The sequence below is a fragment of the Streptomyces sp. VNUA24 genome, from assembly GCF_029167005.1.
Taxonomy (GTDB): domain Bacteria; phylum Actinomycetota; class Actinomycetes; order Streptomycetales; family Streptomycetaceae; genus Streptomyces; species Streptomyces scabiei.
Window position 1 is genome coordinate 7740521 of record NZ_CP119143.1, and the last position, 12030, is coordinate 7752550.

Consider the following 12030-nt stretch of genomic DNA (forward strand, 5'->3'; position numbering starts at 1 on the left):
GGGAGTACCTGCAGGTGTCCGGAGTCGCTGTGGGCGAGGTGTGGGTGGGCTGTGCTCAGGTGGGGTGGACAGTTTTCGCCCAGCGGTTCGAAGCTGCTACTCACCGGCGTGACAATTTTCGGGGTTTATTCAACTGACGCCCTGTCACATCGTGATCTCCTGCTGGGACGACTCGGGCGTTTCGGGGCGCCGCCTGCCCCGTGCGACCAGTAGGGCACCGGCCACGGCGAGGACGAAACCGACCACAGTGGCGCCGATCGGCACCGTCAGCCCCACCAGCCGCAGCAGTCCGCTGTCCTTCTCCGCCTGGTCCACCGCGAACTTCTGCGTCGCCGGGGTGAACGCGAGCTTCCGGCTGTCGAGCAGCACCGCCGCGTCCTCGGTGCCGCCCGGCGCCCGCAGCGTCCGCCGCGGCCCGGTCTGCGCGTACAGCACACGCCCCGTGCTCTGATCGACGACCAGTTCGAGACCGTGGTTGGCGTACCACTCCTCGGCGAGCACCTGCGGCCGGGCCGGCTCGTCGACCAGGGCGCCGGGCACCAGCCGGGTGCCGGTCCTCGTGGCCGGAACCTTCGCCGTGAACCGCAGCCCCTCGTAGCCCCGGATCTTCTTGCGGCCCTCGTAGTGGAGCGTCACCGTCGCGCCGAGCGTGTTGTCCCACCAGCGGTAGGAGCGCTTCTGCACGTCGAAGGGGAACTTCAGGTACGCCTCGCCCTCGATGTACGGCTTCTCGTCGCAGCAGTGCACGGGCCGGTTGGTCCTGCGGTCGCTGACCCAGCGGTGCGGGGAGAAGTCCAGCGCGTCGTGCGGGTCGGCCGCCGGCAGCGTCTTCTCGGTGTCGACCGAGGTGATCACGTCCCACACGGCGGCCCCGCTGCGCTCGCTTTCGGCCACATCGCCGCGTACCCGCTGGGTGACGGTGATCTCCTGGCCCGGCACGGTCTTCACCTGCTCCACGTCGAAGACGCTGCCGGTGCCGGAGTAGACGGCGGTCGTGTCGATGTCGATCGGGTTCACGGCGGCCCTCGGCGCCACGTACCACGCGAGCAGGGGCGCGAGGACCAGCAGGAACGTGCCGAGGCCCAGCAGGACCAGTGAGAGTGGTGAGGCTGTACGGCGCATCCGGGCACTCCAGTCGGCGTTGGGAGGTGCGGCTCGGGTAGGCGTGCGGGAGGTGCGACGCCTGGGGAATGTGCGCGTGCGGACGGGGGCTGGGTGTGGGGGCTGTGTATGGGCCGGGAACCGTAGGCGGAGTCTTGACGCAGTGTCAATGCATTGCTGACACTGAGTCCGCGGGGTGCCCTGGGTGGGGACGACCTGTCGACCGAGAGGCTGCCCCTGCGATGTCCAGACTGCTCGCCGCCGCACTGACCATGGTGGCCGCCGCCGCTCTCGCCGCGGGGGCCGCGTTCGGTGTCGTCGCCCTGCTCGACGCCACTCCGGACCAGCCGAACACCCCGCTCATCACCTACGAGAACGCCGGTCAGGAGCGCTGAGGGGTGACCGGAGGACCGGGTACCGTCACCGTCCGCTCCGCCTGGCACGACGTGCCGCGACTGCAGGTGCGCGAGTTCGCCGCGATCGCCATGGCCGAGGCCCCCGCCCTCGCCGAGGAGATCCTGCGCGAGATCCGGCGCGAGTACCCCCATCTGCCCGTCGTCCTCGACGAGTCCGGCGAGCCGATGGCCCTCATCGGCATCCGCCGCGCGATCGAGGTCTTCGTCCAGCACCTGGAGACCGCCGAGGGCCGCCCGCGGGTGCCTCCCGGCGTCTTCCAGGAGTTCGGCCGCGGCGAGGGCCTGAACGGCCGCAGCCTGGATTCGCTGCAGGCGATCTACCGCCTCGGCGTCCGCCTGGCCTGGCGCCGTTTCGCGGAGATCGGCCAGCGCGTGGAGATCCCGCCGCCCGCGATGTACGAGCTGGTCGACGCCGGATACGAGTATCTGGACGGTCTGGTGGACCAGTCGGTGCGCGGCTACGCGGAGGCGGCGGCCCGGCAGGCCGGTGAGCGTCTGCGACTGCAACGCCGGCTGATGGAACTCCTGCTCGCCGAGCACCACCGGGGCGACCCCGCGGACGCGCTCACCGAACGCGCGGCCCGGATCGGCTGGACCCTCCCGGAGAAGGTCGCCGTCGGAGTCCTGTTACGGCCGGCCCGCGAGGCCATGGCCCCGGCCGTCGGCCAGGGCGTCCTGCTGGACATGGAGTACGAGCAGCCCCGCATGGTCGTCCCCGAACCCGACGCGGCGGGCCGCCCCGAACTCCTCCACCGCGCCCTGACCGGCTGGTCGGGCGCGATCGGACCGCCGGTGCCGCTGGCCGACGCGGCGAAGTCGCTGCGCTGGGCGGAGGCGGCCGTACGCCTCATGGAGCGCCGGCTGCTTCCCGGCGGCGAGGTGCTGCACTGCACCGAGCACACCGAGGCCCTCGTGCTCCTCCAGCCCGAGGAACTGATCGACGACCTCGCCCTGCGCTGCCTCGCGCCGCTGGCCCACTCCGGGCCCACGCACGGCCGGCGGCTGGCGGAGACGCTGCTCGCGTGGCTGGAGACCCGGGGTGGCGCCCCCGAGATCGCCGCCCGTCTGGGTGTGCACCCGCAAACTGTCCGCTATCGCCTGCGTCAGATCCGGGAACTCTGGGGTGACGAGATCGACGATCCCGACCGCCGGTTCGAGCTGGAGCTGGTGCTTCGGGCGCAGCGGTTGCGGGGGGAGCTGGGGGATCCGCGCGGGCGGCGGTGACGAGGGCGCCCAGTAGCTCGGGGGTGCGGGTTTCGTCGGCGGGTGCGGGTTCGGTGGGGCTTCTCGCGCAGTTCCCCGCGCCCCTGAAAAGCAGGGGCTGCGCCCCGTGCTTTTCAGGCCCGGAGGGCCGTCGCTTTCAGGCCCGCAGGGGCCTGATGCTTTTAGGGGCGCGGGGAACTGCGCGACCAGCCCCCACACACCGGCACCCGACCACGCACCCGACCACGCACCCCACGGTCATCCCCCGCTCGATCGTCCGCGGTTATTGCCCGGTCAACGCACTATGACTAGCCTGTGTTCGTCATGCCGATCGACCGTTGAAATTTCGAACACCGCCGCAGTCAGAACCGACAGACAGAGGGAGGGGGCCGGCCGTGGGACGCCTCGTACCTGCCGTGACCCGGGCGCTCGACATATTGGAGCTCTTCCTGGACGGGGACGGCACACTCTCCGCCCCCGACATCGTGCGCAGGCTCCAGCTGCCCCGCACCACCGTGCACGAGCTGGTCACCACGCTCGCCGCCCGGGGATACATCGTCCAGGTCCAGGGGCAGCCGGGACGCTACCGCCTCGGAGTCCGCCCGTACCAGCTCGGCAGCCGTTACGCCGAGCAGCTGGACCTCGCCGCCGAGGGCCAGCAGGTGGCCAGGTCCGTCGCCGAGACCTGCGACGAGACGGTGCACGTGGCGATCCTGGAGTACACGGACGTCATCTACATCGCCAAGGTCGACTCCACGCACGCCGTCCGCATGGTCTCCGCCGCGGGCCGCCGCCTCCCGGCGCACTGCACCTCCGTCGGCAAGATGCTCCTCGCCTCCCTTCCCGAGGCCGAGCTGAACGCCCGTGTCCCGGACGACGCCGACCTGGTCGCCATGACCCCCAACAGCATCACCGACCCGGCCGTCCTGCGCGAGACCCTGGCCCGGATCCGTGAGCGGGGTCTCGCCGTGGAGAACCGCGAGTCCAACCCGGACGTCTCCTGCGTCGCCGCGCCGGTCCGCGACCGCACCGGCAGGGTCGTCGCCGCGATCTCCATCTCCGTGCCCATGATCCGCTGGAGCGAGGAGCGCCGGATCGAGCTGGAACAGCTCGCCGCCAAGGGCGCCGCGGAACTGTCCGAGCGTCTCGGCCACCGGAGCGTGGCATGAGCGCGCACACGGGCTACGAGATCGCCGTACGGGAGTACGCGGCCCTCGGCGAGGGCCCCACCTGGGACGCCGAAGCCCAGCGGCTGATCTGGATCGACATCCTCGGGTCGCGCGTGTACACGTACGACCCGGCCTCGGGCCGCCGCACGGTCCTCGTGACCGAGCAGCACGTCGGCGCGGTGAAGCCCCGCGCCGGCGGCGGCCTCGTCCTGAACCTCCGTGACGGCGTCGGCCTCACCGACCCCGACGGCACGTTCCGCTGGCTGCACCACGAGCCGGTGCCGGGCCGTCGCGCCAACGACGCCGCCGTGGCACCCGACGGCTCCCTCTTCGCCGGCACCATGCGCTACGACGAGGCCCCGGGCGGCGGCACCCTGGCCCGCTTCACGGCCGACGGGCTCACCACGACCGTCCTCGACGACGTCGCCGTCAGCAACGGCACCGGCTGGAGCCCGGACGGACGGCTGATGTACTACATCGACTCGCCGACCTGCCGCATCGACGTCTTCGACTACGCGGACACAGGTGCGGCGGAGGGCCGGCTCCCCGTGAACCGGCGCCCCTTCGTGACGATCGAGGACGGCGGCGGCTTCCCCGACGGCCTCACCGTCGACGCCGAGGGCTGCGTCTGGGTCGCCCTCTGGGAGGGCGGCGCCGTCCGCCGCTACACCCCGGACGGCACCCTGGACCGCGTGGTCCCCCTGCCCACCCCGCGCCCCACCGCCTGCGCCTTCGGCGGCCCGGACCTCACCGACCTCTACATCACGACGGCCCGTACGGGCACGGACACCCCGCATCCCCTGTCCGGCTCCCTGCTGGTCGTCCCGGGCGCGGGCAAGGGCCTGGCCCAGCCGGCGTTCGCGGGCTGATCCCGAAGGAAACGGCACCGGGTGGCCGCCCGCCGTGAGGCGGGCGGCCACGCCGTCCCCCGCGTCCGGCCGACCCGCCCTCCGTGCTCGGGCGTGCCGTCACTCGCGTACGGGCGTACCGCTCTCCGCGTCGGTGGTGGAGGCGGTGGAGGCGGGGGCCTTGGTGGCGGCGAGCGACCGTACCGCCTCGATCTCGGCGGGCTCGCGCAGCACCCGGGACACGGCCTCGATGTCCTGCAGCAGATCGGTGAAGTCCGTCGCGACGGTGATCTCCGGGAAGGCCGCCCGGCCGGGCGCACCCTGGGCGTCCCCCGCTCCCGCCGGGCCGTCCGCACCCGCCGTGGGGGTGGGGAAGACGAGCGGGCCCGACGTGAGCGTGGCCGTCGCCGTGCCGCCGGGCGACCGCCTCCGTGCGGCCACCGCGTCCTGGACCGTCACGGCGGCGGCGAGGGCCCTGGCCCGGCCGGGCTCGTGCCCGAGGTCCAGCGCGGCGTCGTACGCCCGGCGCCGCAGGTCGTCGTCGAGGTGGCGGGTCAGCCGGAGCAGGGCGTCCCGGATGAACGTCTCCCGGCGGGTCAGGCGCAGCTCCGGGGTGGCCCGCAGCGCGAAGGGCACCCGGGAGTCGTCGACCGTCCGGGTCAGCAGGTACAGCGGCCGCAGCCGCCGGTGGACGGCCCGCACCCGCCAGCGGTCCCGCAGATACTGGCCGCCGTGCGGAACGATGAACCCCACCGCGATGCAGATGGCGGCCAGGGCGGCGACCGGCGGCGCCACGTGCGTGCTCAGCCAGTCCAGGTCGTGCCCGGTCCAGCGGGCGACCACCGCCGTGAACTTCGCGGCGTCGAACACCAGGTTGAGCGCACAGCCCAGCCCCAGCGCCCGCAGTCCGGCGCGCAGCCACCGGTCGAGGCCGTCCGCGCGGACCCAGTTGCGGATCAGCCGGTAGGTGATCGCACAGGCCGCCGTGTGCGCGCCGAGGTAGAGCAGGATCTCCTCGCGCATGAAGGGCGTGGTCGCGTAGTACGTGTCGAGGTCGCGCAGCCGCTCGCGGGGGACGTCCGCGAGCGCGAACAGCACCCACAGGACGACGATCACCGCCGTGTAGACGGCGGCGACCCAGCGCATGAGCCGACGGGTCGCCGGTGAGCGGTCGGCCGGGCCGTTGCGCCAGGCGACGATCAGCAGCAGACAGCACGCGCAGAACGCGGTGATCAGCGAGTACACCCAGGGCGCGGCGATGTTCGGCACCCCCACCACCTGGTTGGTCCAGGCGATGACCGACGGCACCGCGAACACGAAGACGCAGGCGGCGAGCAGCAGCAGCCCGCCCACCGCCCGCAGCAGGGAGTCCCGCCACAGCTTCACGATGCCGGGCAGCTTGATCAGCAGCGCGGCGGTCAGGACGGCCGTGGGGATCCAGAACGAGATGTACAGGTCACCGAAGAAGTCGGCGGGACCGGTGGAGCCGAGTGCCCCGGTCGCCGCCGGCACGCCCGTCTCCCTCACCTGCGGTGCCTGCGATAGCCCAGGGTCGCCTGGAGGGCCTGCCCGACGGGGTCGGCCGGGCCGCCCCGGTCCGCCGTTCCGGCCGGGCCGTCCTGTCCGGTGTCCACCCAGGAACGGAACGCGGTGGCGAGCCGGTGCCCGAAGTCCTCGGCCTCCTGCTCCTCCGACTCGTGGGAGCCGTGGCGCGCGGCGATGGGGGTCCCTCCCTGGCCGAGTGCCGCCGACAACTCGGGGGAGAGCGACGGCAACGCGGACCCGCTCGGCGCGTCCGGCCCGCCCGTCTCACCGCAGAGCGCGAGCGCGGTGTCCGGGCCCGGCAGCGGGTGATGACAGTGCCCGGCGTGCATGTGCCACAACTCGTGTCCCAGGATGACCAGTTGCTGCACGGTCTCGGCGCGCTCCTCGACGATCACCAGATCGAAGTCGGGGAACTCCATCCACAGTCCGGTCACCCCTATGCCGTCCGGGAACCGTTCGAACCGCAGCTTCACCGGCCGCCCGCCCCGCCGCGCGCTCATCTCCGCGCACAGCGCCGCGCCCAACTCCTGTACGCCGACGGGCCCGTCGAGCCGCCCCCGGACCGCCTTGCCGAGCCCCGAGGTCAGCTTCCGCATCTCGGTGCCGGACCGCGAGGGCAGCAGCGCGGCCCGCGCCCTGCCGAGGGCCCCGCGCAGAGCGGAGAACCCCCGCGCCCCGGCTGTTCCGCGCGTCGCGGCTGTCCCGTGCGTCGCGGCGGCCCCGCCGTTCCGGCCGGCCTCCGTGTGCGCGCCCCGGCCCGGGCCCTCGGCGCGGCTCATCGGCGCGCCTCCTCGTCGTCGACGCCGAGCAGCCCTTCGAGCATGACGGCGAGAGCCTCCTGCTTGCGCGGAGTCAGCCGGTGGCCGCGCAGCGCGAGCGTGACCACCCCGTGCCGGGTGGCGAACTCGACCAGCGGCCCGTCGCCGTCGCTGCCGCCCTCAAGTCTCCCGAGCAGACGGCCGAGTTCCCGGTTCAGCACGGACGGGGCCGGGTCGGTGAAGAACCGGACCCCCTCCCGGGCGCCGAAGAACTCCGCGAGTTCGGTCAGGTCGGCCACGTTCGGCGTCTTGCGGCCGAGCAGCAACTGCCGGGCCCACTCGGGGCTGATGGAGAGCCGCTCCGCGACCTCCCGGCAGACCTCACCGGGCCGCTTGCCGCTCCGCGCGGCATACGCCTCGTGCAGGGCGCGCAACCGCCCGCGCACCCGGTCGTCGACCCGGTCGGCCACGGGCTCGTCCCCGTCGAGCAACGCCCTGACCACGTCCTCGGCGAGGCCGGTGCGCCGCGCCAGCGCCGGTACGTCGAGCAGCCGGTCGCGGTCACCTCCGCCCACGGCGATACGGGCGTCGAGGAGGGTCAGGGTCTCGGCAAGGGTGTCTGGCAGGGCGGGCACGGGCCGACCCTACGTGCCCGCGGACGCCGAGACCACGGGAATCCAACGATCGTTGAATTCTGACCAACGATGGTTGCGTCACCCGTCACCCGTCACCCGTCACCCGCCGTCCGTCGCCCGCCACCCGCCGCCGGCACCCCGTGGACGGCGAGATGCCCCTCCCGGCCCTGCCCCCCCATTGACTCGCCCCGACATCGACCATAGCGTCCCGTTCGGCTCAACGATCAGCATCCGCAATACCGAACAACGAAGGGGCCGCCCCGAATGACCCGCACCGCCCGCTTCACCCTCGACCCCGCGTTCAAGGTCGGCGAGGTCGACCCCCGGCTCTACGGCTCCTTCGTCGAGCACCTCGGCCGCTGCGTCTACACCGGCATCTTCGAACCGGACCACCCCACCGCGGACGAGGCGGGCCTGCGCACCGACGTACTGGAGCTGGTCCGGGAGCTGGGTGTGACCACGATCCGCTACCCCGGCGGCAACTTCGTCTCCGGCTACAAGTGGGAGGACTCCGTCGGTCCCGTCGAGGACCGCCCCCGCCGCCTCGACCTCGCCTGGCGCTCCACCGAGACCAACCGCTTCGGCCTCTCGGAGTACATCGCCTTCCTGAAGAAGGTCGGCCCCCAGGCCGAGCCCATGATGGCCCTCAACCTCGGCACCCGCGGTGTCGCCGAGGCCCTGGAGCTCCAGGAGTACGCCAACCACCCGGCCGGCACCGCCCTCTCCGACCTCCGCGTCGCGCACGGCGACAAGGACCCCTTCGGCATCAGGCTCTGGTGCCTGGGCAACGAGATGGACGGCCCCTGGCAGACCGGCCACAAGACGGCCACCGAGTACGGCCGGATCGCCGCCGAGACGGCCCGCGCGATGCGCCAGATCGACCCGGACGTCGAACTCGTCGCCTGCGGCTCCTCCAGCCAGTCCATGCCGACGTTCGCCGCGTGGGAGGCGACGGTCCTGGAGGAGACGTACGACCTCGTCGACCACATCTCCCTGCACGCCTACTACCAGCCCGAGGACGGCGACCTCGACTCCTTCCTGGCCTCCGCCGTCGACATGGAGTCCTTCATCGAGAACGTGGTCGCCACCGCCGACCACATCGGCGCGAAGCTCAAGTCGAAGAAGAAGATCAACCTCTCCTTCGACGAGTGGAACGTCTGGTACATCTCGAAGTGGCACGAGATCGAGGACTCCGGCGCACGGGACTGGGCGGAGGCCCCCCGCCTCCTGGAGGACAACTACAGCGTCACCGACGCGGTCGTCTTCGGCTCCCTCCTCATCGCCCTCCTCCGGCACGCCGACCGTGTCACCGTCGCCTGCCTCGCCCAGCTGGTGAACGTGATCGCCCCGATCCTGACCGAACCGGGCGGCCCCGCCTGGCGCCAGACCACCTTCTTCCCGTTCGCCCAGGCATCGAAGTACGGCCGCGGCGAGGTCCTCGACGTCCGGGTCGACTCGCCGACGTACGACACGAAGAAGTACGGCGCGGCGGATCTGCTGCACGCCACGGCGGTGCGGGCCGAGGACGGTTCGGTGACGGTGTTCGCGGTCAACCGCGGCCGGTCGGAGTCCCTGCCGCTCGAAGTCGCCCTGAACGGGATGGACCTGACGCGTGTCGTCGAGCACAGCGTCCTCGCCGACGCCGACCCGGACGCCCGCAACACCCTCGACGAGCCCGAGCGGGTCGCTCCGCGGGGGGCGGAGGGAGCGGTGGTCCGGGACGGCGTGCTGAGCGTGGTCCTGGAGCCGCTGTCGTGGAACGTGATCCGGCTCGGCTGAGAGCCCGGGGGCGGCTGCCCGCTGCCGGGCGCGGGTCGGCCGGAGGTCCGGTGTGGCCGACAATGGGGCCATGAGGATCTCGGCACGGGCTGACTACGCCGTACGCGCGGTACTGGAAGTCGCCGTACGGCAGGACGGCGGGCCGGTGAAGGCGGAGGTCATCGCGACCGTCCAGGAGATCCCGCACAAGTTCCTGGAGGGCATCCTCGGCGATCTGCGGCGGGGCGGCCTGGTCACCAGCAGACGGGGCGGCAGCGGCGGGTACCGGCTGGCACGCGAGCCCGCCGCCATCACCGTCGCCGACGTGATCCGGGCCGTCGACGGCCCGATCGTGTCGGTGCGCGGCGAGCGCCCCACCGGCCTGACCTACACCGGTTCCGCCGAACCGCTGCTGCCGCTGTGGATCGCCCTGCGGGCCAACGTCCGGCGCATCCTGGAGGGCGTCACGGTGGCCGACATCGCGGCCGGCGCCCTTCCCGAGCCGGTGAAGAACCTGGCGGCGGAGCCGGCGGCCTGGGAGAACCCCTGACCCCGGCGGCCCGCGGAGCAGCCGGCCATCACCCGGACCGCGCCCCCACCCGCAGGAGCAGCAGGTCGAACTCGGGGCCGTCGGGCGTGTTGCGGTACGCGCCCGCGTACTCGTAACCGAGTCGGGCGTACAGGTCCTGTCCACGTCGGTTGGAGGGCAGGGCGAGGAGGGACGACCAGACCGGGGCGATGGCCTTGAGGAGTTCGGCGTGGAGGTGCGATCCGATGCCCCGGGACTGCCAGGGCGGACGTACGGCGAGTTCACACAGACCCATCAGCCGCTCGGTCCGGGCCCCCTCGGGCACCTGCGCGACCAGGTCGTCGCCGAACCAGTACGCCGCGTCGCACGGGAAGCCGTACCCGAACCCGACCGCCGTACCGGCGGCGTACGCGACGACCAGGGTGAAGCCCGGACGTCTGAGATGCCCGGAGAGCTGACGCCGAAGCGCGGGCACGGACAGGCCGAGCTTCTGGGCCCCTGCCTTGCCGACCAACTCCGGGTGCGCGTCGGCCCAGATGTCGGCGACGACGTCCATGAGCGGCGGGACGCGGCCGGGTCCGTAGGCCCGGATGACGATATCGGCGCGGGTGCTCGGGGTGGTCACCGTGTACTCCTCAGCCAGTGCGGACGATGGTTCGGTACTCCTCCAGCCAGTCGGCGATCGCAGGGAGCCGCGCGTGCCGCTGGAGTGCGCTCTCCACGTTCTGCAACTGCTGGAGTAGGCGGTCGGAACGCACCTGGGGCACATAGGTGAGAACCCGTTGGGCGGCTTCGGCGGCGGCTTCTGGTTCTGGGCGGTCGCTTACTGCATGTTGGATCGCGATGTCTGCTGTGTACAAGGCCTTGTTCCGGGTGAACCGGTCACCATGCAGCATGACGGCCTGTTCAGCTCCGGCGGCGGCCCTTTCGTGCTGATTGAGGTCGGCGCGGGCAAGTGCCTCCAGTCCGGCGAGTTCGGCTGGGGTGTAGAACTCCAGCCAGTCCGGGTCCGCCTCGGCAGGTCCCTCGGCGTAGAGATCGTGGGCGCGGACGATGGCCCGATCCGTCGCTTCGGCGTCGCCGAGCAAGGCCCAACCACCCGCCTCGCGCATCGAGAACAGGCTGAGCATCCGGGCGGAGCCGTAGGTGTGGACCGCGTTCTGTGCCCCTTGAGCGGCGGATACGGCTTCTCTGGGCCGCCCGCTGGCCTTGGCGAGCAGGGAGAGACAACCGAACGCATGTCCTTCCAGCCCAGGGTCATCTGCCAACCTCGCCGCTGCCAGGGCTTCGCTGTAGAGCGAGCGGGCGTCGGCGGCGTGGCCGGAGTCGTAGCTGAGCCACCCGGCGGCGATGGACAAATGTCCGGTGGTCGAGCGCAACCTCCGCCCGGTCGTCTCGGTGAATGATCCGCTCTGCAACCAGTCGTATGCCGTGTCCAGTGCTGCACCCGCGTCGCTGCGCAGTAGGGCGGAGGAACCGTGATCGTGGTCGTGCGCGTAGATCGTGCCGACTGTTCGGTGCAGGCGCTGGACGTCACTTTCCCCGACCCTTCCCGGCGGTTTCTCGGTGCTCTCCGTCAGGACGAGAGGGAGTAACGTCAGCGCCGCGCCGACGCTGTCGGTGAGGAATGCGCGGCGGTCGACCGGATTTATCCGTACGCGCCCTCGGACGGCTACAGGGGATGCGACGCGCTGTGCCGAGGTGTCGAGGTCAAAGCCCAACTCCCGCATGGTGCGTCCGGTGAGCCGAGTGAGGATGCGTCGGTAGACACCCCGTGGCAGTCGGACCTCGCCGTCCTCCCACGCGGCCACCAGACGTGAACTGCAGGCGACGACCTCCCCCATCTCCTCGCCAGTGGCCACGACCATCTGTGCGAACTCCTGGCGGGACATCTGAAAATCACCCTCGCGCACCGTGCGCAGTTGAGGGTTCGGGATCTTGTGGCGATCAGCCATACCGGCTCCGGACGATGTCCAACATGACGAATTCGGCGACAGTACTGCTCACATGTCGAATGTGCCCCGCCCTTGTCGTGAGTTCACCCTCTCCAAGTCGAATTTCATCGTTC

The 12030-nt window shown here is 71.8% G+C and carries 12 protein-coding genes; 6 read left to right on the plus strand and 6 right to left on the minus strand.

Annotated elements, in window-relative coordinates; all coding sequences use genetic code 11:
- Positions 1-144 precede the first annotated feature (144 nt).
- The gene (locus tag PYR72_RS33155) at positions 145-1122 is read right to left on the minus strand and encodes a DUF3068 domain-containing protein (RefSeq protein WP_275458700.1); all 978 of its coding nucleotides are present in this window, start codon (positions 1120-1122) and stop codon (positions 145-147) included.
- A 221-nt stretch (positions 1123-1343) separates the two neighbouring features.
- On the opposite strand from PYR72_RS33155, the gene PYR72_RS33160 reads away from it, so the two are divergent.
- From PYR72_RS33160 to PYR72_RS33175, 4 genes are all read left to right on the plus strand, one after another.
- Positions 1344-1496, plus strand: coding sequence for a hypothetical protein (locus PYR72_RS33160; RefSeq protein ID WP_199845550.1), 153 nt, complete (start codon positions 1344-1346; stop codon positions 1494-1496).
- A gap of 3 nt (positions 1497-1499) precedes the next feature.
- Entirely contained in the window at positions 1500-2741 is a 1242-nt protein-coding gene (locus PYR72_RS33165; RefSeq protein WP_275458701.1) for a helix-turn-helix domain-containing protein, read from the plus strand.
- 374 nt (positions 2742-3115) lie between these two features.
- Positions 3116-3889, plus strand: a complete 774-nt coding sequence (locus PYR72_RS33170) for an IclR family transcriptional regulator (RefSeq protein WP_275458702.1) — start codon at positions 3116-3118, stop codon at positions 3887-3889.
- Positions 3886-4758, plus strand: a complete 873-nt coding sequence (locus PYR72_RS33175; protein ID WP_275458703.1) for an SMP-30/gluconolactonase/LRE family protein — start codon at positions 3886-3888, stop codon at positions 4756-4758. Before PYR72_RS33170 ends, PYR72_RS33175 begins: the two co-directional genes overlap by 4 nt.
- Before the next feature lie 99 nt (positions 4759-4857).
- Here the strand turns inward: PYR72_RS33175 and PYR72_RS33180 are convergent, their stop codons facing one another.
- From PYR72_RS33180 to PYR72_RS33190, 3 genes are read right to left on the minus strand one after another with little or no spacing between them, the layout of a single operon-like run.
- Positions 4858-6249, minus strand: a complete 1392-nt coding sequence (locus tag PYR72_RS33180; RefSeq protein WP_275458704.1) for an MAB_1171c family putative transporter — start codon at positions 6247-6249, stop codon at positions 4858-4860.
- A gap of 11 nt (positions 6250-6260) precedes the next feature.
- Positions 6261-7061, minus strand: coding sequence for a toxin-antitoxin system, toxin component (locus PYR72_RS33185; protein ID WP_275458705.1), 801 nt, complete (start codon positions 7059-7061; stop codon positions 6261-6263).
- Positions 7058-7675, minus strand: a complete 618-nt coding sequence (locus PYR72_RS33190; RefSeq protein WP_275458706.1) for a transcriptional regulator — start codon at positions 7673-7675, stop codon at positions 7058-7060. Before PYR72_RS33190 ends, PYR72_RS33185 begins: the two co-directional genes overlap by 4 nt.
- Positions 7676-7939: 264 nt before the next feature.
- Here PYR72_RS33190 and PYR72_RS33195 point away from each other — a divergent pair, with 264 nt between their 5' ends.
- Both PYR72_RS33195 and PYR72_RS33200 read left to right on the plus strand, forming a co-directional pair.
- The gene (locus PYR72_RS33195) at positions 7940-9454 is read left to right on the plus strand and encodes an alpha-N-arabinofuranosidase (protein ID WP_275458707.1); all 1515 of its coding nucleotides are present in this window, start codon (positions 7940-7942) and stop codon (positions 9452-9454) included.
- A 70-nt stretch (positions 9455-9524) separates the two neighbouring features.
- On the plus strand, positions 9525-9983 hold the full coding sequence (locus PYR72_RS33200; RefSeq protein ID WP_275458708.1) for an Rrf2 family transcriptional regulator: 459 nt from the start codon (positions 9525-9527) through the stop codon (positions 9981-9983).
- A 28-nt stretch (positions 9984-10011) separates the two neighbouring features.
- Here the strand turns inward: PYR72_RS33200 and PYR72_RS33205 are convergent, their stop codons facing one another.
- On the minus strand, positions 10012-10587 hold the full coding sequence (locus tag PYR72_RS33205) for a GNAT family N-acetyltransferase (protein ID WP_275458709.1): 576 nt from the start codon (positions 10585-10587) through the stop codon (positions 10012-10014).
- 10 nt (positions 10588-10597) lie between these two features.
- Positions 10598-11917 carry a hypothetical protein gene (locus tag PYR72_RS33210; RefSeq protein WP_275458710.1) on the minus strand — a complete coding sequence of 440 codons (1320 nt, stop codon included), beginning with the start codon at positions 11915-11917 and terminating at the stop codon, positions 10598-10600.
- Positions 11918-12030: the final 113 nt, after the last annotated feature.